Origin of the sequence: Achromobacter deleyi (genome assembly GCF_902859705.1) — a bacterium.
GTDB classification, from domain to species: domain Bacteria; phylum Pseudomonadota; class Gammaproteobacteria; order Burkholderiales; family Burkholderiaceae_B; genus Achromobacter; species Achromobacter deleyi.
This window is the reverse complement of record NZ_CADIJO010000008.1, coordinates 140,023-161,057: the sequence shown is the minus strand read 5'-3', so window position 1 is coordinate 161,057 and position 21,035 is coordinate 140,023. Positions and strand designations below refer to the sequence as shown.

The window sequence follows — 21,035 nt, the reverse complement described above, 5'->3', positions numbered from 1 at the left end:
GCATGTGCGGCGCGTGCCGCGCTGTTCGCCGCCCGCGGCTACCAATGCCTGGCGCTGGGCATCTTCAATTACGAGGGCCGCCCCAAGTACCTGAACGACATGCCGCTGGAATACTTCGAGCATGCGCTGCGCTGGGCCCGCGATACGTTGCAGCCACGGGACGGCTTCGTGGCGCTGTCGGGCATCAGCCGGGGCGGCGAGACCTCGTTGCTGGTGGCGGCGCATTATCCCGAGCTGGTCAGTGCGGTGGTGGCCTACGTGCCGTCGCCCGTGACGCACGGCGTGGTCAGCGCGGGTGAGCCGGGCACCGGGCGCAATGCGCAGGTCTGGCGCAAGGCCGGCGAGCCGCTGCCGCACCTGTGGCAGGACAACGCCACCGCCGACTGGGACGCGGCCTATGCGTCCGACCCGCCGTATCGGCAGACCCACGCTTTTCTCAGCGCCAGCCGCGACGCCGCGGCGTTCGAACGGGCCCGCATTCCGGTCGAGCGCTATCCGGGGCCGGTCATGCTGGTCAGCGCGTCCGACGACGGCTTCTGGCCCAGCACGGCGTATTCCGAAATCGTGATGCGCCAGCGCCAGGCGCATGGCCTGCCCACGTTCCACCATGTCTGCATGGGGGCGGGGCACCACGTGCACTATCCCTACCTGCCGGCCACGTTGATCAGCAAGCCGCACGCCATGTCCGGCCTGCTGCTGGACGCGGGCGGCACGCCGGCCGCCAATGCGGCGGGCAACGAAGGGTCTTACCTGGCGGTGCTGGATTTCCTGGGGCGTGCGTCGGGCGGCGCCCGTTCGCAGCAGGCCTGAAGGCCCGGCAGTGGCGGGCGCGCGGCCAGTGTGCCCGCGGCAGGCTTCAGTGGCCGTGCTTGAACAGCCGCTCGCTGATGAAATCCACGAACACGCGCACCTTGGGCGACAGGTTGCGGTTGGACGGCCACAGCGCCTGAAAGCGGCCTTCGCCTTGCACATGGTCGGCCAGCACGACCTGCAAGGCCCCGCTCGCCACGGCGTCGTGCACCAGAAAGTCGGGCATGCAGCCGATGCCGAAGCCGCTGACGGTGGCGCCCAGCAGCGCTTCCATGTTGTTGCAGGTGAACGCCGTGGCCAGGCGCGGCGGCGCGTCGCCCGCGGGCAAGATCAGCGGCCATTCCTGCAGCGTGCCGGCGTTGGGATAGCGAAAGCGCACGGCGCGGTGCCGTTCCAGGTCGCGTGGCCGCGCGGGCACGCCGTGCTGCGCCAGGTAGGCCGGCGCCGCGCATAGCTGCAACCGGTACTTGCCCAACGTGCGGGCCGCCAGGCGCGAGTCGGGCAGGTCACCGCTGCGGATGGCCACGTCGACCCGTTCGCCGATCAGGTCGACGATACGGTCGTTGAAATCCATGTCCAGTTCGATGCCCGGATAGTGCGCCGCGAAGGCCGGCAGTACGGGCAACAGGAAGTGGTAGCTGACCAGCGGCGCGCTGACGTGCAGCCGCCCACGCGGCACTTCCAGCGTCTGCGACAGCATGGCGTGGGCATCGTCCAGGTCTTCCAGAATGCGTTTGCAGCGCTCGTAGAACAGCTGGCCTTCTTCGGTGAGCTGCATGCGGCGCGTGCTGCGCTGGAACAGGCGCACGTGCAGGTCTTTTTCGAGCTTGGCTACGGCCTTGCCGACGGCGGATGGCGACAGGTCCAGGTCGCGGGCGGCGGCGGCAAAGCCGCCGAGTTCGGCGCTGCGGACAAACGGCATCAAGCCGCTCAAGCGGTCCATGGGGGCTCCATTGCGGAAATTAATTCTCTTGTGTGTGGATTTTTACCCTATTTATCCCGAAGTCGTGCGCAAGTATCTTCAATGCCGTCGCGTCCACTTCTGGTTTCCTCATGTCCTCATCCGCTGTTGCCCCGCTTGCCGCGGCCCGCAAGACCCTGATCCTGATCGCCGTGTGCCTGGCTTGCGCGGCCATGCCGCTCAGCTTTACCGGGCCGGCCGTCGCGCTGCCGTCGATCGCCCGCGCGCTGGGCGGCGAACCGGCAGCGCTGAACTGGGTCACCAATGCTTTCATGCTGGCGTTCGGCAGCGCGCTGCTGGTGGCTGGCGCCCTGGCCGACCGCTATGGCCGCCGCCGGGTGTTCCTGGCCGGCACGGCCTTGTTCATCGCGGCCTCGATCGGCCTGGTCTACGCGCCCGGCATCGTCAGCTTCGATTGGCTGCGCGCCGCGCAAGGCCTGGGCGGCGCGGCGATCTTCTCGGGCGGGGCCGCCGCCCTGGCGCAGGAATTCGATGGCCTGCCGCGCATGCGGGCGTTCAGCCTGCTGGGGGCCAGCTTCGGCGCGGGCCTGTCGTTCGGGCCGATTTCGTCGGCCTGGCTGATCGAACACTACGGCTGGCGCAGCATCTTCTTGCTGGTGATCGGCCTGGCGGGGGTGGCGTTCGTGCTGGGTGCGCGCAGCCTGCGCGAATCGCGCGACCCTGATGCGGGCCGGCTGGACTGGCCCGGCGCGGCCGCCTTCACTGCGGCGCTGGCACTGTTGACATGGGGCATCATGCGGGTGCCCCAAGAAGGGTGGGGCGATCCGCTGACGCTTTCGATGCTGGCGGGCGCGCTGCTGCTGTTCGTGGCGTTCACGCGGATCGAACTGCGCACGGCGCGGCCGATGCTGGACCTGACGCTGTTTCGCTATCCGCGCTTTGTCGGCGTGCAGTGGCTGGCGGCCGCGCCGGCCTACGCCTTCGTGGTGCTGCTGATCCTGCTGCCGGTGCGTTTCATTGCCGTGGACGGCCTGAGCGAAATCGCCGCGGGCCGACTGATGATCGCGCTGTCGGCGCCGTTGCTGTTGCTGCCCGTGGCGGCCGGCCTGATGACGCGCTGGCTGGCGCCCGCCGTCATCTGCGGCGCCGGCCTGCTGGTGTCCGCGGGCGGCCTGGCGTGGCTGGCCGTGGCGATGGCGGCCGGTGAGCCCCAGGCCTTCGTCGGCCCGATGCTGATGATCGGCGTGGGCATCAGCCTGCCCTGGGGGCTGATGGACGGCCTGGCGGTCAGTGTCGTGCCCAAGGAACGCGCGGGCATGGCGACGGGCATTTTCAGCACCACGCGGGTGGCGGGCGAGGGCGTGGCTCTCGCCATCGTCAGCGGCGTGCTGGCGGGGCTGACGGCGCGGCACATCGGCGCGGCGGTTCCGGGCGGCGCGGCGCACGCCGCCGAGGCCGCCCAGCGGCTGGTGGCGGGCGATTTCGCCGCCGCCGCGCAGTGGCTGCCCGCGGCCGGGCGCGCGGCATTGGTGCAGGCCTCGGGGCAGGCATTCGCCAGCCTGCTGTGGGGGCTGGCGGCCGTGACCGTGCTGACCGCGCTGATCGTGTTCCTGTGCCTGGGGCGAACGGAACCGAAGCCCGCCGCGCGTCAGCCCAGCCGCATCGACACTTCCACATCACCGCTGAACGGCGTGGACAGATAACCCGATGCCGGCGACCGCACCCGGGCCAGGTATTCGGGGCAGTAGTCGGCGTTGTCGGCCACGATCATCGCACCCGGGCGCAGGCGGCTTTCCAGCAGCGCCAGGATGTCGGAATACAGGGCCTTGGCGCCGTCCAATAGCACCAGGTCGATCGACGCCGGCAGGTCGGCGGCCAACGTTTGCAGCGCGTCGCCCTGGCGGAATTCCACCAGATCGGCCAGGCCGCCCGCCGTCAGGTTCTCGCGGGCACGCACCACCTTGGACGGCTCGAACTCGCTGGTGATCAGGCGGCCGCCGCCGTTGTCGCGCAGCGCGGCCGCCAGGTGCAGCGTCGAGATGCCGAACGAGGTGCCGAATTCCACGATGTAGCGTGCGTTGCCGCTGCGCGCCAGCATGTAGAGCAGGGTGCCGGTTTCGGGCGAGACGGCCAGCGGCAGGTCTTTCATGCGGCCGTAGAAATCGAGGTAGTCGGTCTTGCTGCGCATCAGCCGGGTCTGTTCGGCGTCCGACATCGTGGCCAGGGCCGGGTCGGCGGTGGACCACGACGCGTCGGCCTGCGTGAACAGCAGGTCCAGGAGCGGGGCGACGGGGGAGGAAGTCAGGGTATTGGTCATGCGAGGGTTCCGATATCAAGTGAGCGGTTGCGGCAGCATCGAAGGGCCTGTCGGATCGGTCCGTTGAAGCACTGCCGGTGCCGGTTTAGAATACGACGAATTCGTCGCATTTCTCTATTCGCATTTCGGGGCACCCCATGACCACACGCCGCAACGCCAGGCTTTCCGAGCGAAAACAGCCCCAGCAGACCCGTTCGGCAGAACTGGTCGCCGCCATTCTGCAAGCCGGGGCTCAGGTTTTGGCCCAGGAAGGGGCGCAGCGCTTCACCACGGCGCGCGTCGCGGAAAAGGCGGGCGTCAGCATCGGGTCGCTCTATCAGTACTTTCCCAACAAGGCCGCCATCCTGTACCGCTTGCAGATGGAAGAATGGGCGCAGACGTCAGGCCTGCTGCGCGGTATTCTGGAAGACGCCAGCCAGCCGCCGCACGAGCGCCTGCGCACGGTGGTGCGCACGTTCCTGCATTCCGAATGCGAAGAAGCGGTGATGCGCGTGGCGCTCAACGACGCCGCGCCGCTGTACCGCGATGCGCCCGAAGCCAAGGCCACCAAGGAAGAGGGCGCCCGCATCGTCCAGGCCTTTCTGCGCGAAGCGCTGCCGCAGGCTTCCGAGGCCACCCGCGCGCTGGCCGGCGACCTGATCACCACCACCTTCAGCTCGGTCGGCAAGCAATTCTCGGAAAGCCCGCGCACCGCCCAGGAAATCGACGCGTATGCCGATGCGCTGGGCGACATGCTGTGTGCCTACCTGGACAGCCTGGCGTCATCCGCCCGGGGGTAAGATTGCCGCTCATTCCGGCGCCTGCGAGGTTAGGCCATGCATTCTCGTTTTGACGTCGCCAACGGCCATGCCGTGCTGGCTGGCGAAACCGTTGGTCGTGGTGATCCCGTCGTGTTTCTGCATGCGTCCATCTGCGATCGCCGCATGTGGCGGCTCCAGATGGCAGGCATCGCCGCAAGCTGCCAGGCCATCGCCTACGACCGTCGCGGTTTCGGCGACACGCGCGGACAGGCCGAGGAACACTCGGCCGTGGCTGACCTGATGGCCGTCATCGATGTAGCCGCCAGGGGCAAGCCGGTGATCCTGGTGGGATGCTCGCAAGGCGCACGCATCGCCCTGGACGCGGCGCTGCTGCACCCGGCCTCGGTGCGCGGCCTGGTGCTGATATCGCCGACCGTAGCCGGTGCGCCCGAAGCGGCGCTGCCGCCCGCGCTGCAAGCGCTGATGGCGCCGTTGAAGGCGGCCGAGGCCGCGCGCGATATCGATCAGGTCAACCGCCTGAAAGCGCGTGTGTTCCTGGACGGCCCTCTGGCCGCCGAAGGCCGCGTCGCCGGATCGGTGCGCGAGCAATTCCTGGACATGCATGGGCGGGCGCTGCGCGCAGCGCCCGCGGGTGCCAGCCAGGACAACGTGGCGGCGTACTCGCGCCTGCAGGAATTCACGGCGCCCGCGCTGGTGATGTGGGGCAATCTGGATTTTCCCCACATCCAGGAACGCGCGCGCCGCGTGGCGCAGATGCTGCCCCAGGGCGAGGCGTACGAATCGGTCCACGCCGCGCATCTGCCCAGCATGGATCATCCGGCGGCCATCACGGAACGCCTTCTGGCCTTCATTGGCCGCTGTCCGCCTGGCGCGGGCCACGCTTTTTCATAACGGACGCTCATGCCGCATTCCGCTCCCGTCGCGCTGGTCACCGGATCCACGTCCGGCATCGGCGCCGCCATCGCCCGGCGCCTGTCGCGTGACGGCTATTCCCTTGTGTTGCATTCGCGCCGTTCGGCCGATGCCGGCCACGCGTTGGCCTCCGAACTCGGTTCGGCCGTCTACGTGCAGGCCGACCTGGCCGTGGATGCCGACCGGGTCCGGCTGGTGCGCGAGGCCGTCGCCGCCTGGGGCCGGCTGGACGTGCTGGTCAACAACGCCGGCATCAGCCGCGTCATCCCGCATGGCGACCTGGCCGCCGCCACGCCGGAAATCTGGCACGAGATGCACGAAGTGAACGTGGTGGCGCCGTTTCGCCTGGTGGCCGAAGCACAGGCCGCCTTGCTGGCAGCGGCCACGGGCGGCAAGCCGGCGTGCGTCGTCAATGTCAGTTCGCATGCCGGGGTGCGGCCCAAGGGCGCGTCCATTCCCTATGCGGCGGCCAAGGCTGCGCTGAACCACGTGACCCGGCTGCTGGCCGTGTCGCTGGCCCCGAACATCCGCGTCAACGCGGTGGCGCCGGGCCTGGTGGATACGCCGCTGACGCAGGACTGGACCGCGGCGCAGCAGCTCTGGAAAGAACGCGCGCCGATGCGCCGCGCGGCCAGCCCGGACGACATTGCGCAGGCGGTGGCGTTGCTGGTGCAGTCCGATTATCTGACCGGGGAAATCCTGCTGTCGGATGGGGGCTTGAACCTGACCTGACGGGTCTAGGTTGGGGCGCCTGGCGCGCGTGGGTCAGCGGCGTCGTCGTCATCGGCAGATGGTACGCCGGGCACGCCACGGCGGATGTTGCGTGAATACTGCGCCGGGTCCGTGGTGGCCCGCGCCCGCTCGGTATAGCGCCCGGCGCGCCGATAGGCTGCCGCGCTGTCCGCGCCTTCCAGCGTGCCCAGCCGGTACAGGTACTCGGGCAGGTAACCCGACAGCAGCAGCCGGTAGTTCAGCGGCAGGCCGGGCACGATCTTGTCAGCCAGCTGGTAGATGATGGTGATGCAGTTGGCGGTCAGCGTGTTGTAGAAGCGCGGGTGGCGCGCCAGCTGGCTGGCCGTGTCCACATACGACAGCAGCAGCTTGCGCGCCGCGCCGTCGGGCATGTGCACGCGGTACAGGTAGCCGTCTTCGCCGCGGATATTGGTGCGCACGCGCAGGCTGTCTTCTTCAGCCGAGGCCAGCACCGACAATTCATACTGGCGAAAGAACCCGCCGATTTCCGAAAACTTGTCGTGCCGCTTGCGGCGGATTTCCACCGAAAACACCACCTGCTGGCCATCGGTAAAGCCGAACGACACCAGCGCATGCGCGATGGCCGGGCGGCCCCAGTACGACAGCGCCAGATCCACCGAGGCCAGGCGCGACAGATCATAGGTGCGCGTTTCCCAGCGCACGTCGTAGTCGGTGGCGCTGCGCCAGTTGAAGTTGCGCACGTTGCGCAGCGTCAGGGTATCGCCCTGCACCGAGCCTTGCGTGATGCGGGCGACTTCCGGAATCCAGTCGCGGTCGTTGGACGGGCGCACGCCCCAGCGCCACCAGGCCAGCAGCATCAAGAGCAGCCCGCCGAAGCCCCAGGCCGGCCAGGCGTGGCCGGTGGCCAGCCCGATCAGCGCGGCGGCCGCCAGCGCCAGCCAGGCCGCGGGCAGCAGGGGCCGCCAGCGCGCACCCATCAAGGGCTGGAACCACAGCGCCAGTGCGCCCCAGGCCGCGCCCGCCGCAACGGCCACGCCCGCGGCAAGGGTTCCGATCATGGCTGGGCCTGTGCGCTGCGGGCGCCTGCCTCGCGGTCCTGGCGGCGCCAGCCGGCGCGCAATGTCGCGATCTGCCGAAGGGCGGCCTGCGACATCTTCCACCAGCCGAACGGCCGCGGGTCGGCCAGCATGCTCAGCGCCCGGGCATAGTCCAGCGTCAGCCCCGGGGTCCAGGCCATGGTCAGGGCGCGCTTGCGAATCTGCGCGGCCACCCAGAGCTCGGGCGTCAAGAGCAGGCGCAGCAGCACGCCCCAACCGGCGCGCGGGCCGTGCAGGCGGCCCACCACGCCGTCCAGCGCGGCTTCCAGCGCCGCCGACACCGAACTGGAGCAATTGCGGTGCGTCAGGTTGTAGATCTCGGTCTGGCGGTAGACGTCCCAGAACGCCTGCAGCTTGGCCGCGTCGTAGTTGCGGATGCGCACCTGCATGGTGGACGGGCACCAGGCGCGGGATTCGGTGGCGTAATCGGGCTGGTACACGCCGGGCACGTTGTTGTCGGCGGTGGCGCGCAGCAGCGTGCCGAACTGCTCGGGCGAATGGTCGATTTCCTGCGCGGGGTACAGGCTGATGTACACGCCTTCGGGCGATTCCAGCGCGGCGTGGCCGGTGGACACCACGCCGTTGATGTCGACGGCGGCGATGTAGCGGTCCAGCACGGGGTAGTTGCGCGTGGCCGTCTTGGCGGAACCGGACGGCGTCCACACGTGCACCGTCAAGGCGCGTTCGCTGGCCAGCGGCGGGCCGTCGAACACGGTCTGGGCCGGGCCATCGACACGGGTCGGCATGAAGTCGGGATGCGGGTTGTCGGCCAGCGCCGGGTTGGAATCCAGGCTGCGCACCCGGCGTGCCAGCCAGACCAGCTTCATGCCCGAAAACGCCAGGAACAGGCCCAGGCAGTACGGCACCGTGCCCACGTAATGCGTGGGGTAAGGCTGGAAGAAGAAGATCGCCAGCAAGATCTCGACCACGCCGGCTGCAAACACGTAGCGCCAGCGCGGATAGCGCACCACGTAGGCGGCAATGCACTGCAGCAACCCGTCCGCCAGGAACAGCAGGCCGAAGATCATCGACAGCAGGAAATGGCCGTGATGGTGCCCGGCCAGGATCAGGATGCCGGCGGCCAGCACGAACAGGCCCTTGGCGTAGCGCAGCACCCGTTGGCCGCCCACCCCGGACGTGGCGATGGCCAGCGTGGCCAGCCCTTCGATGACGAACAGCGTGGCAAACAGGTACAGCGGAAAATACAGCGCCCCGTCCAGCGCATCGATGAAGATCGTGATGCCGGCGGCCAGCACCAGCCAGCCGATGATGGCGAGCGTGCGCGCGCGCTTGTGCAGGTAATCAACGCCGAGCAGCAGCAAGACCAGGTGGCTCATGTTCCTAGCACTCCGTAGAGAGAGGCGGGCATTGCGGTTCGGGCTTGGCGGGCGGCGCTTGGCGGAATAGGTCGCGGCGCGGCTGCCAGGGCGGTACTAAAGTATCACGACGGGTATCACGGGTGCCACGCCGTACGGGCGGCGGGCCGGCGTCGCCAGGACGCCGGCGTCAGGCCCGCTTAGCGAGGGGTCACGGCCTGCAGCCAGTGGCTGGCCAGGTCGAGCACGATGCGTTCCTGTTCGCGATGCGGTACGTGGCCGCAGTTTTCCAGCAGCGCCTGCTTGCCGCCGGTCAGGCCCGCGATGCGTTCGGGATGGGCCGCCGAACCGTACTCGTCCAGTTCGCCGTGCAGCGCCAGCACGGGGCAGCGCACCTGGCGCAGCGTGTCGTTCAAATTCCAGTCGGCAAAGGCCGGCGACAGCCAAGTATCGACCCAGGCGGCCAGCACCCAGGCGGCCTTGTCGCCGTGGTATTTCTTCAGCCGGTCCAGTTGGCCGGGTTCGGCGAAGTTTCGCTGGGCGGCGCGAATGCCGTCCAGCGTGCGGTCTTCGGCAAAGGCCTGGGCCGACTCGGTGATGAGCGCCACGCAGTCGTCGGGGTAGGCCGCCGCCGCGCAGATCGCCATGCCGCCGCCCACGCTGTGGCCCAGGCCGATGTAGCGGCCGATGGCCAGCGCCTGGCGCAGGTCATGAAAGCCCTCGTGGGCCTCGGCCTCGACGAAACCGGTGGCAAGCGTGGCGGGGTTGGGGGCCGACTGGCCGAAGCCCAGCCGGTCATAGGCGATGACGCTGCGGCCGGTGGCCGCGGCCAGGTGCTCGGGAAAGTCGCGCCACAGGTCGACGCAGCCCAGCGAGTCGTGGAACAGCACGATGGGGGCGAGGTTGGCCGCCGAGCTTCCAACCGCCGTGTTTCCCGCCCCAATGCTGTCAGCCCTGTCAACGCCCTGGCCCGCGGGGTCCCAGCGGCGCGCGAAAAGGCGGCCTTGCCGGGTGGGCACGTGGATATCCTGGCGGGCAATCGGAAGCATGTAGGGGGTCCTGGGGGCTAGGGCGCACCGTGGCGCCGTCCGTGGGTAGCCCCCGATTATAGGAAACCCGTGCCCCGTTTATTCCTCGCTGGCCCATTCGACCTGCACGCCCAGGCTGCGCAGGTTTTCGACAAAGCGCGGGTGGGCGCGGCGGATGGGTGTGGCGTTGCGGATTTCCGAGCGGCCGTCGATGCTGCTGGCGATCATGAAGAGCGCGATTGCGACCCGGATGATGTAGGGGCTTTCGACCACCGCTGGCGTCAGCGGATTGCCGCCAAAGGTGATGACCCGGTGCGGGTCCGACGAAAACACGTGGGCGCCGAACTTGGACAGCTCGCCCGTCCAGCCCAGCGCACCGTCGTAGACCTTGTTCCAGAACATTGCGTTGCCTTCGGCGCACACGCCCAGCGCGATGAAGATCGGCAGCAGGTCCACCGGAAAATACGGCCACGGCGCGGCTTCGACCTTGGTTAGCACATTGCTGGTGAAGGGCGTCTGCACCTTCAGCGGGCCGTTGCGCAGCGCGCGCGACCAGCCGTTCTCGTGCACGATCTGCACGCCGAACTTGGCGAAGGTGCGGTCGATCAGCGGGAAATTGCCGGGCGTGCTGTTGCGCACCACCACGTCGCCGCCGGTGATGGCGCCCAGCGCCAGGAAGGTCGTGATTTCGTGGAAGTCTTCTTCGAAGGTGAATTCGCCGCCCCGCAAGGTGGCGCCGCCGCGCACCGTCAGGCGCGAGGTGCCGATGCCGTCGATATCGGCGCCCATCATGGCCATGAAGCGGCAGAATTCCTGCACGTGCGGTTCGGACGCCGCGTTGGTCAGGGTCGATTCGCCCGCGGCGGCCGCTGCGCACAGCACGAAGTTCTCGGTGGTGGTGACCGACGCGTAGTCCAGCCAGTGGTGCGTGGGCTTGAGCGGGCCGGCGCTGCGCACCAGCAGCGAACCGCTGGCGCGTTCGACCTCGCCGCCGAACGAACGGAAGATGTCCACGTGCGGGTCGATCTCGCGCACGCCCAGCGTGCAACCCTTGACGTTGTCTTCCAGCCGCGCCACGCCAAAGCGCGCCAGCAGCGGCGGCACCAGCATGATGGACGAGCGCATTTCCTCGGGCAGCCGGTGCTGCGCCGCGTCGAATGCGGTGTCGCGGTGGTGCAGGTCCAGCGTGCGGGTGCTTTCGTCCAGCCGCACCTCGCTGCCCAGCGTGCGGAAGATGTCCAGGATCTTGCGCACGTCGGTGATGTCGGGCACGCCATGCAGCCGCAGTGGCTGGTCGGTCAGCAGCGTGGCGCACAGCACGGGCAGCACGGCGTTCTTGTTGGCTGACGGAATGACGCGGCCGCGCAGGGGCGTGCCGCCGTGGACGATGAGATTGGACATGGGCGAGGAGCTTGGACGACAGGAAAAGCGGGTTGGGGGAAGGGCGCGGGAAATTGTACCGGGCGGGCCTGGCGGGCGCTGGGCGCCTCTGGTGAAAATGGTGTCAGACTGCAAACCGTGTTGCCTGGCTTTGCGTGGGCAGGGGTGTCGGTCTGGCGTTCAGCCCTGGCGTTGGCCCAGGGTTGGGCGGGGCGGGCTCGAAATCTGGGCGCGAGCCCGGGATATTGGGGCCAGCCTGCATGGACGCCCCAGGTCAGCTTGGGTATAAAGTCCGCCGGACCATTGCCCCGAGCCAGTCCGCCTTTTCGCCAAGGACCGCCGCCATGAGCACTGCCAAAGCCGCAACAGCCGACAAAGCTGCAAAATCCGCAAAATCCACAAAAGCCGACAAAGCCGATCCTGCCGCCGCCGCCGCGTCATCCCCCGCCCAGCTGATCGACGCCCGCATCCGCGAGTTGGCCGACTGGCGCGGTGAAGTGCTGGCGCAGGTGCGCCAGTTGATCCGGCAGGCCGTGCCGGATGTCATCGAGGAATGGAAATGGCGCGGCGTGCCGGTGTGGTCGCACGGCGGCATCCTGTGCACCGGCGAGACCTACAAGAGCGCCGTGAAACTCACCTTCGCCAAAGGCGCCGCGCTCGAGGACCCGGCGGGCCTGTTCAATGCCAGCCTGGACGGCAATACCCGCCGCGCCATCGACATCCACGAAGGCGGCGCGATCAACGGCCAGGCGCTGAAGGCATTGATCCGCGCCGCGGCGGCGTTGAACGCAGCCGGAGCGAAGCCGGTGCGCAAGGCCGCGCAAAAGATGACGCAAAAAGCGACGCACAAGCCGACGCACAAGCCGGCAGATAAACCGGTGCGCTAACCCTTCGCGCCCGAGGCGGTCGGCAGCAGCAGCCCGTCGGCGCCGAACGCCAGCCGCGCGAAACGTTCGCCCATGCGGCGGTGCGATGCGCCGTCCGGATGCAAGCGGTCGGGCAGCGGCAGTTCGGCAAAGTCCGCCGGCCCGTACAGCGTCATGCCGTCCAGATAGCGTAGCTGCGGATCGGTGGCGGCGCGCTGCGCGACGATGCGGCGCAGTTCGTCGCGAATCACCGTCAACGTCAGCTTGCCGGCCTGGCGCTCGGTCGGGTTACCGGTGGCGCGAAAGGCCACCTTGCCGACGGCCAGGGCGTCGGTATCGAAGGCCCCGGGGCCCGGCGTGTCTTCATGGATCGGGCAATGGATCGGCGACACAACCAGCAGCGGCGTATCGGGATGGCCGTCGCGGATCGTGTCCAGAAAGCCATGCACCGCCGGGCCGAATGCGCGCAGCCGCATCAGGTCTGCATTGACCAGGTTGATGCCCAGCTTCAGGCTGATCACATCGGCCGGCGTGTCGCGGATGACGCGCGCCATGAAGGGGTCCAGCAAGGCGCTGCCGCTGAAACCCAGATTCAAGAGTTCCACCCCGCCCAGGCGGGCGGCCAGCGCCGGCCAGATGGCGGTGGGGCTGTCGCCGTTGGACCCGTGGCTGATCGAACTGCCGTGGTGCAGCCATACGGGCCGGCCATCGCGCTGCACCGGTTCAAGCGGTGCGTCGCTGCGCAAGCTGGCCAGTTCAGTGGTTTCGTTATGGGGCAGCCAGATCTCGACCCGCTTGGCGTGGCCGGGCAAGTCGGCAAAGCGCAGCGTGGCGAGTGCCCCCGTGTGCCGCGAGACTGCGCCCGTAGCCATGTTGATCGTGACGACGTCGCCGCCATCCGCGCTGGCCTGCGCGGCCAGTTGGCCGTCGATCCGCAGGTCGTAGATGCCCACAGGTCGTGGCGGCACACCGGCATAGACGTAGCGCGTGGGGGCAACATCCAGTTCAATCCGCGTGGCGGTGGTCTGGAACACCAGGCGCACGCCCGACGGCTGCGATTCGGCCATGGCCAGTTGCGGGTCCGGGCACTGCTGACGCGCCTACGCAGGCAGGCGATGCGGCAGCAGGCCGCGCGCGGTCGCTTCCAGTTCCAGGGCGCCGCGCACCAGCGCCGGGGCGATCGAGGTGGCGTTCAAGCCAGGGCGCGCGTTCGTCATGCGGGGCAATCCATGCGGGTTCAAAGCGCGCGATCTTAGCAAGGGCGAGCGACCGGCGATAGCGCGGTGCCCGCCGGCCTGGCTATTGCAGCGCCGGGGCGCGGCGCTTGCGGATCAGCACCGAACCGCCGATGGTCAGGAGCAATCCGCCACCGAGGTAGGGCAGCCCGAAGATCAGCGTCCAGAAGAACAGCGCGGTCTTGGTGTCGTTGGCGGCTTGCGCACCGGCCGTGGCGGCGTCTTGCAGGCTGGGGTTCATAGTCAGCACGCTGGCCGCCAGCGTCAGCAGCAGCGTCACGCCGAGCAGCACGCAGCCCCAGCCGGCCCGGCCGCGGTTGTCGGGAATGCGGAGCAACGCCGCCGCCACCCCAATCGTGATCAACGCGCTGATGATCGTGCCGGTGATCAGCATGCGGTCCAGCACGTCAGGGGCATCGGCCACATAGGGCTGCCCTGCCGGATGGTTCAGGCCGAACAGCACGATCAGGATGGGATTGACGACGCCAAAAGCCGCCCGGCCGACCAGCAGGCCGAACACAACGCTGGTAATCCATTTGATCAGGGTGGGGTTCATTCAGGGGTCCCGTGTATGCCGAGGTGGCAACAGGATACCGCTAATCGGCGCATCCCTTGGCGCCGGCGGTGGCGCGGGCCAGCGCCGCATTCGCCTCCCTGTAGCGCGACAGGGCCGCAACGGCCGTCTCGGGCGCCGTGTCACGGGAGGGGTATGGCAAGCCGTATTCCCTGGACGTTGCCGCATAGCGGGTGCGCGAGCCATTGCGGGCGTCCCTGGGCGGCTGATAGCCCGGGGCCATGGTCAGCACGATCCGCTTGCTGACGAGGGTGGTGGCGCCCGCCGACAGGTTCAGTTGCTCTTCCGTGCCGACGTCGGTGATCTGATCCCAGGGGACCAAGGTGTTCAGGTCGGGCAGCCAGACGCCCTTGTGCGACAGCACGGCATAGGGTTTGCGCTGCAGCCAGAACGCCCGCAGGGCTGCCTTGGTCAGGTGCAAGCCGCTGATGACGCCAATGGCGCCCATGAGCCAACGCTTCAATTCCAGGCCCGCCAGCAGGCCGGCAACCAGCAGCAATCCCCCTGTCAGGCCGCAGAGCAGGGCGGCGCCCCAGCCGTGTTCGTAGAGTTTGACCGGCGCGGCGCCTGTCAGGGACTGACGTCGCAGCGAAGCGATGTCTTGCGCAAGCGCCTGCCGGGCGAGGGCGCGGTAGTCGAATTCGGGGAGGGTATCGAAGGACGAAGCGTTCTGGGCGCCGGCGGCGCCCAGGGGTGCAGGGGATTTCATGAGAAGAATCGAGGATTGCGTAGAGCAACTGCAGGGTGGGCCAAGGCCTTGCAGATTACGCAGCGCAACTCACCGCGAACATTGGAATGTTCTGATTTTTGCCGTGCCACGGCAGGGCGCCGGTCGGCTCGTTCTTCGATGGCAACGGCGCGGCAGGCCGCCGCGCCGCAGGCACTTCAATAGTAGATATCGACGTAGTCGGTCAGGCCGCCGCACGCTTCCATCTGCTGCAGGCGCCAGTACTTGCGCTTGCCGGTGGCGCGGAATTCATAGTCGCCCGTGCGTTCGCAGCGACGGCCCGGGTCGGGCGCGTTCAGGATCAGGATGGTGCCGCGGAAAGTGAAGCGGTCGGCCGAGATCGAGACCACTTCGCCGCGCAGTTCCACCGAGCGGTCGCCGTTGACCTGGCCGCCTTCCAGGCTCACCACGTCGCGGTCGTCACGAGCCGTCAGGTGGCCGCGCTTGTCGCTCCAGAGCCACTGCAAGGTGACGCCGCTATTGTTCAGCAGGCGCTCGTAGGCGGCCTGGTTCAGGATTTCGGTCTTTTGCACCCGTTGCAGCGTCTGGCCCGGAGCAGCGGCCTGGCCGGCTTGCGGCTGCGCTTGTTGCGGCTGCGCCTGGGGCTGGGTCTGCGGTTGCCGGGGCGGCAGCGCCGGCGATTGGGATTGCGGTTGCGTTTGTGGCTGCGATTGCGGCTGGACTTGGGACTGGGGGCGGGGCGGAAGCTGGCCCGGCGCCAATGCCGGCGCATCCCCCGGCGCCGCCATGACCGGCGCTGCCGCCACAAAAGCCAGGCCCAGGGCAACAGCGTAAATGCCGGACATCAGCCGCTTCTTGGCGGGCGTGAAAGCCGGGGCGCGATCGGGGATCATGTGCATAGGGGGGAGTCTTGTAGGAAATGGGAAATGCGTTGTCGGTATGGCGACGCACGTTTTACTGGGTAGGTATTACCGGGTACCTATTACCAGGCACGTACTGCCGGGCCGTAAATTAGCACGCGTCATGGCGTGCGCGAATTGCCGATTTTCTGTCTTATGTATCTATTCGTTAACAGGAAAATGACGGCCCCACGCTCGCCTGAACGCCAGGGTTTCAAGGCTTGGGCTTGCGATTCATTTCGTATTTAGGCCGGCTGCGAAAATTCTTCATTGCATAGTCCAGAAACTCAGCCTTGCTGATGCGTCCGTCGCCGTCGGTGTCCATCGCGGCCACCTGTTCCGAGGTCGCTTCATTCAAGAGCGGACCGCGCGTGAGATAACCGTCGCCGTTAATGTCCTGCTTGTCGAAGGCCGCTTCCATGCGGGCGTAGTATTCCTGCTCGGTCATGGGGCGGTTGACGGCGTCGGGGGCCGGGTTGGCGCCGGCTTTGCCCGCACCCGTTTGGCTTTTGTCGGTTTTACCGGCGTCAGTCTGGTTTTCGCCCGCCTTGGCTGGCTCGGCTGTTTTGGCGTCCGACTTGCCAGGTTGCGCGGCAGCCGGGGCAGGGGCCGCGGGCGCCGATTGCGCCATCGCGCCGCCCGTCAGCAAGGCAAGCAGCAACGCTGCGGTCAGGCTGCCGGTCCGGGTGACATTTTTCATGGTTATCCTTTTAGACAATCAAGCGGCGCAAATCATATCGCTGACTCGAATAACCCGTGTTGCCATATGTTTTCGAATACTAAAACCCGGTAATCAACGCTGAAGGTCGTTGATATTCGGCGCGGTAGCCCTGCATTGGCTACTGCGGCAACAACCGCATCCCCGTGCGTTTCACGAACTCTTCATAGCTGATCGGCGGGCCGGCCTTGGTACTGGCGCTGTTGGCCTGCCAATGCACCCATGAACGGCCGCTGGTGGCGTCGTACACCACTTTGTAGATATAGGTCGGCACTGCCACGCCCGACCCGATGGTCTTGGGCCGGTCGACATAGACCGGGCCGGTGAACACGTACACGTCGCCCGCCGCTCGCATCACGTATTGGCGCGTGTCCTGTTCGATGCGGCTCCAGGGGCCGGCGTTGTGGGTCTGGTCCTGCGGCACCATGTTCGCCAGCGAAAAACTCTGCGCCATGGCTTCGGGCGTGGCCATGTCGCCGGCCGGCGCCATGTGGCCGCGGGAATAGCCGGACCCCCGGTAGTCGTCCAGCTCGGACCGCTCGGCGCGCGGCAGCCGCGCGTCGGCGTAGAACTTGTCGGTGCGGTGCAGGCCCTTGGCCTGCGCCAGGTTCTGCCGGTTCAGCCGTTCGGCCACGAACACGGGCGTCTTGGTCTGGCCATTGTGCAGGATCGCGAATGACGAAAAACAGACCTCGCGCAATCGCTGGCTGGCCGGCACGGCGGGCGGGCGCGCGTTCGGAAAGAACTGCGGGCAGTCGGTAAAAGTGGTCTGCACCAGCGCCGAATTGGGCGTGGGCAAGGCGACTGGCGCCGTGCGCTCTTGCGACGGCCAGCCCAGCCGCGACAGCAGGTCGCTGGCCGATGCCGGCATCCGCCAGTGCGGATTCAGCATGTAGGTGGCGGCGCCGAAGCTGGCCAGCGAGGTCACGACCAACGCCCGTAAAAAACGGGGAATGCGGCCGGCGGACCGGGAATTCGTTCGAGAGGAGGTGCTTCTCTTTCTGGGAGCGGGTTTCTTCGCGCGCGTCATGCTACCTGGGGCTACGGACCGGCCGCCAGAGGCAGCCAATGTGACCCCGGATTGTAGATGAGTGATGAATTTGTCACTTGTCGGCGCACAAGCGGGCGCGCGACGCACCTTGAATGCGTCGTCGCCCTAGCGCCGAATCACGGCGTCAGTTCGGGCCGCGCGATCTCGATGACCCAGTCCACGAAGGTCTTGACCGCCGCCGTGGCGCGGGCCTGGGGGTAGACGATGGAAATCGGCACCGGCGCGCAGCGGGCATCGGCCAGCACTTCGCGCAGCCGTCCGCTGCGCAGGTAGACGGCTGCCGCCAGTTCCGACAACTGAATCAGCCCCAGCCCTTCCAGCCCGCAGTGCAGATAGGCCTCGGTCTCGTTGATGGCGTAGCGGCTGGGCAGGGCCACCGACATGGCCTTGCCCGCCACGCGAAAGCGCCAGTCCAGCGGCCGGCCGGTGGCGTTGGACAGGTAGTTCACGACGCGGTGCGAGGCCAGCGCCGCCACCGATTCCGGCTCGCCAAAGCGTTTCAGGTACTTGGGCGACGCGCAGGTCAGCCAGGTCAGTTGGCCCAAGGGGCGCGCCACCAGCGTGGAATCGGCCAGCGCGCCGCTGCGGATCGCGCAGTCGATGCCTTCGTAGATCAGGTCCGCCGGCCGGTCGCTCAGGCCCAGCACCACTTCGATGTCCGGGTAGCGGGTTTCGAATTCAAGCAGGCGCGGCACGACGATGGCGCGCCCGATGGTGCCCGGCATGTCGACGCGTACCCGGCCGCGCGGGGCCAGGGTGGCGGCGGACACGTCGTTTTCCGCGGCGGCAATATCGGCCAGGATGGCCTGGCAGGCCGCCAGATAACGTTCGCCCGCCTCGGTCAGGCTCAGGCTGCGGGTGCTGCGCCGTAGCAACGGCGTGCCCAGGTGGGCTTCCAGGTGCTTGATGACGGTGGTCACCGACGAACGCGGCATCGCCAGCGATTGCGCCGCGCGGCTGAAGCTGCGCGCCTCGACGACCCGCACGAACGTTGCCATCGCTTGAAGTTTGTCCATGGGCCATGCCTGCTGAAAGGGCGTGTGATGAAGGGGCGGCGCCTGCGTGCGCTGAGTCCGGCGGGGATGGCGCGATCTTAACAACGCCCCGGTTTTTACGGGCGGTTGGTCCCTGCGATGTGTATTCAAGCAGCGCGAACAATGGCCGGCCGAGGGGCTCCTACACTGGCCAACACATCACCGCCGCGTCGTGTCGCATCGCTCTGGCGATCGGCCGCAGGCTGCCTCCCACAGACCTCCGTCTTCAATCCATCGACTCATCCCTCGGGGACATTCATGTTGAATCACACCACTATTCTCGTCCTGGGCGCCGGCCAGCTCGGCATGGCCATGCTGCGCGCCCTGGCGCCGCGGGCCCGCCAGGCTGGCGACGTGTCGTTATCGGTGCTGCTGCGCCCGTCGTCCGCAGCCTCCGGCGACCCGGCCCGGCAACAAGACCTGGCCGAACTGCGTGCGTTGGGCGTCGACATCGTCCACGGCGACCTGGCCGAGCAATCGGCCGCCGAGCTGGCCGCTACCTTCGGCCGTTTCCATACCGTGATCTCGTGCACGGGCTTTGTCGGCGGCCCCGGCGTGCAGCGCAAGATCGCGCGGGCCGCGTTGGATGGCGGGGTCAAGCGCTTCGTGCCGTGGCAGTTCGGGGTCGACTACGACGCCATCGGCCGGGGCAGTCCGCAGGACCTGTTCGATGAACAACTGGACGTGCGCGACCTGCTGCGGGCGCAGCAGGCCACCGAATGGATCATCGTGTCCACCGGCATGTTCACCAGCTTTCTGTTCGAACCCGCATTTGGCGTGGTCGACCTGGCCGCCAACCGCGTCAACGCGCTGGGCAGCCTGGACACCGCCGTGACCCTGACCACCGCCGACGACATCGGCGCGTTGACGGCCGAGATCCTGTTCGCCCGGCCGCGCATCGCCAACCAGGCGGTGTTCGTGGCCGGCGATACGGTCACGTACCGCCAGGTGGCCGACGCGCTGGACCACGTGCGCGGCGGCCAGCTCGAACGCCACGAATGGACGGTGCCCGAACTGGAACGCCTGCTGGCCGCCGAGCCAGACAGCGCCATGCGCAAGTACCGTGCCGTGTTCGCCCAAGGGCGCGGCGTGGCCTGGGACAAGGCCGAGACTTTCAATGCCCGGCACGGCATTCCCGTCACAAGCATGCAAGACTGGCTGCGCGCCAATGCCTAGGGCCTGTCATTACTGAAACGACCTTCGCGCAGGACGGTGATTGCCGTCCGCCAGGCCCGGACATTTGCCTACGCTTGGTAACGCCTGCCGGCCGGGGGCGCGCAGTATTCTCGACGACGCAGCATGTTTCAGGCGGCCCGCGCGCGCCGATGCGTCGCGGGCCGGGTGCGTCATCGACAGGAGAACCCGAATGGTCAGCAAAAACACGATTTGCCTCTGGTATGACGGTGGCGCCCTGGAAGCCGCCCAGTTCTACGCCAAGACGTTTCCCGACAGCGCCGTGGGCCGGATCATGCGGGCCCCCAGCGATTTTCCGTCCGGCAAGCGGGGCGACGTGCTGACGGTGGAATTCACGGTCATGGGCGTTGCGTGCCTGGGCTTGAACGGCGGCCCGGGCGTCAAGCACAACGAAGCTTTTTCGTTCCAGGTCGCCACCGACGACCAGGAAGAAACCGACCGCCTCTGGAATGCCATTGTCGGCAACGGCGGCAAGGAAAACGTCTGTGGCTGGTGCCAGGACAAATGGGGCCTGTCGTGGCAGATCACCCCGCGCGTGCTGACCGATGCCATCACCGACCCGGACCCGGGCGTGGCCCAGCGCGCCTTCGAGGCCATGATGCAGATGGGCAAGATCGACGTTGCCGCGATCGAGGCGGCGCGCCGGGGGTAGATCTCCCGGCGTTAGCGCTGGCGCGCTTCGTATTCGCTGCGGTTGAACAGCTCAAAATAGAGCACGTCCGACCATTCCAGGCCCAGCGGATATTCCGTGGCGCCGCTGCGGGTGCTGTCGAATTCATTGTCCAGCCGCAGCCCGAACAGCACGTCCAGCGGTTCGGCGGCCTGCTGTACCGAGGCGCTTTTCAATTGGCGTGCGGCCTCGGCGATATCCGCGGGCAACGCGTCCAGCGCCGCGCCGGCATGCTGGCAGCGCGCCAGTTCCTGCTCGACGCTGGCCTTCAGCGCCGCCTCGCCGGACTCGCTCATGATGTCCAGTTCGATGGTTTCCAGCAGCAGGTATGCGTCCCGGTGCGCCTCGAGAAAGGCAAGGGTTTCGTCCATCGCCACCAGCAGGTCGGACGGCGGCGCGTACGACGTGGTGGCTGCCTGCACCGGAATCGACGAACCCGGCTTTTTGGCCGGCGAGAACAGGCGCTTGACGCGTTCCAGGAACGACACCGGTTGCGGCGCGGCCGGGGCCGGCGAGGCGGTGGGCAGCGGCACGGCCACCGCAACGCGCAGGATGTCCAGGAAGCGCCTGACCCGCTCGAAACCGGGTTCGAACGGGCTGCTGATGGCGTAGAGCCGGGTGCGGGAACCGGGCTCATCGTCGTCCAGGCCATCGGAAACGAGCGACGCGCACAGCTGCGGGTCGCCCGACATCAGCAGGCGGTAGATGAACGGCACGTCGTAGGGCCATTCGGACAAACCCGAAATCGTCTCGGGCCGGTCGGCGTAGGACGTGGGGCGGTTGCTCAAGCTGTAGAGATACGAACGGTTGGCCATGGCGGCGGGAATCTCGCAAGCGTTGGGGACGCTA

21 protein-coding genes and 1 pseudogene are annotated in these 21,035 nt (G+C 67.8%); 8 read left to right on the top strand and 14 right to left on the bottom strand.

Annotated elements, in window-relative coordinates:
- Window positions 1-6 precede the first annotated feature (6 nt).
- Window positions 7-810 (top strand): annotated as a pseudogene (locus HV798_RS14180) (acyl-CoA thioester hydrolase/BAAT C-terminal domain-containing protein); the annotation flags it as partial.
- A 46-nt stretch (window positions 811-856) separates the two neighbouring features.
- Here the strand turns inward: HV798_RS14180 and HV798_RS14175 are convergent.
- On the bottom strand, window positions 857-1,753 hold the full coding sequence (locus tag HV798_RS14175) for a LysR family transcriptional regulator (RefSeq protein WP_175192099.1): 897 nt from the start codon (window positions 1,751-1,753) through the stop codon (window positions 857-859).
- Window positions 1,754-1,863: 110 nt separating this feature from the next.
- Here HV798_RS14175 and HV798_RS14170 point away from each other — a divergent pair, with 110 nt between their 5' ends.
- The gene (locus tag HV798_RS14170; protein ID WP_175192100.1) at window positions 1,864-3,435 is read left to right on the top strand and encodes an MFS transporter; all 1,572 of its coding nucleotides are present in this window, start codon (window positions 1,864-1,866) and stop codon (window positions 3,433-3,435) included.
- Here the strand turns inward: HV798_RS14170 and HV798_RS14165 are convergent.
- The gene (locus tag HV798_RS14165; RefSeq protein WP_175192101.1) at window positions 3,381-4,049 is read right to left on the bottom strand and encodes an O-methyltransferase; all 669 of its coding nucleotides are present in this window, start codon (window positions 4,047-4,049) and stop codon (window positions 3,381-3,383) included. The two genes, HV798_RS14170 and HV798_RS14165, sit on opposite strands and share 55 nt — an antisense overlap.
- Before the next feature lie 137 nt (window positions 4,050-4,186).
- Here HV798_RS14165 and HV798_RS14160 point away from each other — a divergent pair, with 137 nt between their 5' ends.
- From HV798_RS14160 to HV798_RS14150, 3 genes are read left to right on the top strand one after another with little or no spacing between them, the layout of a single operon-like run.
- Window positions 4,187-4,828 (top strand): TetR/AcrR family transcriptional regulator, encoded by a 642-nt coding sequence (locus tag HV798_RS14160; protein ID WP_175192102.1) that lies wholly within the window; start codon window positions 4,187-4,189, stop codon window positions 4,826-4,828.
- Between the two features lie 36 nt (window positions 4,829-4,864).
- Window positions 4,865-5,701, top strand: coding sequence for an alpha/beta fold hydrolase (locus HV798_RS14155; RefSeq protein ID WP_175192103.1), 837 nt, complete (start codon window positions 4,865-4,867; stop codon window positions 5,699-5,701).
- Between the two features lie 9 nt (window positions 5,702-5,710).
- Window positions 5,711-6,454 (top strand): SDR family NAD(P)-dependent oxidoreductase, encoded by a 744-nt coding sequence (locus HV798_RS14150; RefSeq protein ID WP_175192104.1) that lies wholly within the window; start codon window positions 5,711-5,713, stop codon window positions 6,452-6,454.
- A 5-nt stretch (window positions 6,455-6,459) separates the two neighbouring features.
- Here the strand turns inward: HV798_RS14150 and HV798_RS14145 are convergent, their stop codons facing one another.
- The 4 genes from HV798_RS14145 to HV798_RS14130 form a co-directional block, all read right to left on the bottom strand.
- The gene (locus HV798_RS14145) at window positions 6,460-7,494 is read right to left on the bottom strand and encodes an Lnb N-terminal periplasmic domain-containing protein (protein ID WP_175192105.1); all 1,035 of its coding nucleotides are present in this window, start codon (window positions 7,492-7,494) and stop codon (window positions 6,460-6,462) included.
- Window positions 7,491-8,870 carry an HdeD family acid-resistance protein gene (locus HV798_RS14140; RefSeq protein ID WP_175192106.1) on the bottom strand — a complete coding sequence of 460 codons (1,380 nt, stop codon included), beginning with the start codon at window positions 8,868-8,870 and terminating at the stop codon, window positions 7,491-7,493. Before HV798_RS14140 ends, HV798_RS14145 begins: the two co-directional genes overlap by 4 nt.
- Before the next feature lie 179 nt (window positions 8,871-9,049).
- Window positions 9,050-9,898, bottom strand: a complete 849-nt coding sequence (locus HV798_RS14135; RefSeq protein ID WP_175192107.1) for an alpha/beta fold hydrolase — start codon at window positions 9,896-9,898, stop codon at window positions 9,050-9,052.
- A gap of 78 nt (window positions 9,899-9,976) precedes the next feature.
- Complete coding sequence (locus HV798_RS14130; RefSeq protein WP_175192108.1) at window positions 9,977-11,278, bottom strand: UDP-N-acetylglucosamine 1-carboxyvinyltransferase; 1,302 nt, start codon at window positions 11,276-11,278, stop codon at window positions 9,977-9,979.
- A gap of 323 nt (window positions 11,279-11,601) precedes the next feature.
- Between HV798_RS14130 and HV798_RS14125 the strand changes: the two genes are divergently transcribed.
- Window positions 11,602-12,144 carry a DUF1801 domain-containing protein gene (locus tag HV798_RS14125; RefSeq protein ID WP_175192227.1) on the top strand — a complete coding sequence of 181 codons (543 nt, stop codon included), beginning with the start codon at window positions 11,602-11,604 and terminating at the stop codon, window positions 12,142-12,144.
- Here HV798_RS14125 and HV798_RS14120 read toward each other — a convergent pair.
- From HV798_RS14120 to HV798_RS14090, 7 genes are all read right to left on the bottom strand, one after another.
- The gene (locus tag HV798_RS14120) at window positions 12,141-13,190 is read right to left on the bottom strand and encodes an SGNH/GDSL hydrolase family protein (RefSeq protein ID WP_246288806.1); all 1,050 of its coding nucleotides are present in this window, start codon (window positions 13,188-13,190) and stop codon (window positions 12,141-12,143) included. The genes HV798_RS14125 and HV798_RS14120 overlap by 4 nt on opposite strands.
- A 232-nt stretch (window positions 13,191-13,422) precedes the next feature.
- Window positions 13,423-13,914 carry a hypothetical protein gene (locus HV798_RS14115; protein WP_175192109.1) on the bottom strand — a complete coding sequence of 164 codons (492 nt, stop codon included), beginning with the start codon at window positions 13,912-13,914 and terminating at the stop codon, window positions 13,423-13,425.
- Window positions 13,915-13,954: 40 nt separating this feature from the next.
- Window positions 13,955-14,641: a hypothetical protein gene (locus tag HV798_RS14110; protein ID WP_175192110.1), complete on the bottom strand. Its 687-nt coding sequence runs from the start codon at window positions 14,639-14,641 to the stop codon at window positions 13,955-13,957.
- Window positions 14,642-14,817: 176 nt separating this feature from the next.
- Window positions 14,818-15,519, bottom strand: a complete 702-nt coding sequence (locus HV798_RS14105) for a hypothetical protein (RefSeq protein WP_175192111.1) — start codon at window positions 15,517-15,519, stop codon at window positions 14,818-14,820.
- A gap of 214 nt (window positions 15,520-15,733) precedes the next feature.
- A complete protein-coding gene (locus HV798_RS14100; RefSeq protein WP_175192112.1) occupies window positions 15,734-16,219 on the bottom strand; it encodes an EF-hand domain-containing protein in 486 nt (161 codons plus the stop codon).
- A 139-nt stretch (window positions 16,220-16,358) separates the two neighbouring features.
- Window positions 16,359-17,267, bottom strand: coding sequence for a DNA/RNA non-specific endonuclease (locus HV798_RS14095; protein ID WP_175192113.1), 909 nt, complete (start codon window positions 17,265-17,267; stop codon window positions 16,359-16,361).
- Between the two features lie 137 nt (window positions 17,268-17,404).
- Window positions 17,405-18,304, bottom strand: a complete 900-nt coding sequence (locus HV798_RS14090; RefSeq protein ID WP_175192114.1) for a LysR family transcriptional regulator — start codon at window positions 18,302-18,304, stop codon at window positions 17,405-17,407.
- Between the two features lie 276 nt (window positions 18,305-18,580).
- Here HV798_RS14090 and HV798_RS14085 point away from each other — a divergent pair, with 276 nt between their 5' ends.
- Complete coding sequence (locus HV798_RS14085) at window positions 18,581-19,498, top strand: aromatic alcohol reductase (RefSeq protein WP_175192115.1); 918 nt, start codon at window positions 18,581-18,583, stop codon at window positions 19,496-19,498.
- Window positions 19,499-19,688: 190 nt separating this feature from the next.
- The gene (locus HV798_RS14080; protein WP_025136081.1) at window positions 19,689-20,168 is read left to right on the top strand and encodes a VOC family protein; all 480 of its coding nucleotides are present in this window, start codon (window positions 19,689-19,691) and stop codon (window positions 20,166-20,168) included.
- Between the two features lie 11 nt (window positions 20,169-20,179).
- Here HV798_RS14080 and HV798_RS14075 read toward each other — a convergent pair whose 3' ends face one another.
- Window positions 20,180-21,001 (bottom strand): DUF7822 domain-containing protein, encoded by an 822-nt coding sequence (locus tag HV798_RS14075; RefSeq protein ID WP_175192116.1) that lies wholly within the window; start codon window positions 20,999-21,001, stop codon window positions 20,180-20,182.
- Between the last annotated feature and the right edge of the window lie 34 nt (window positions 21,002-21,035).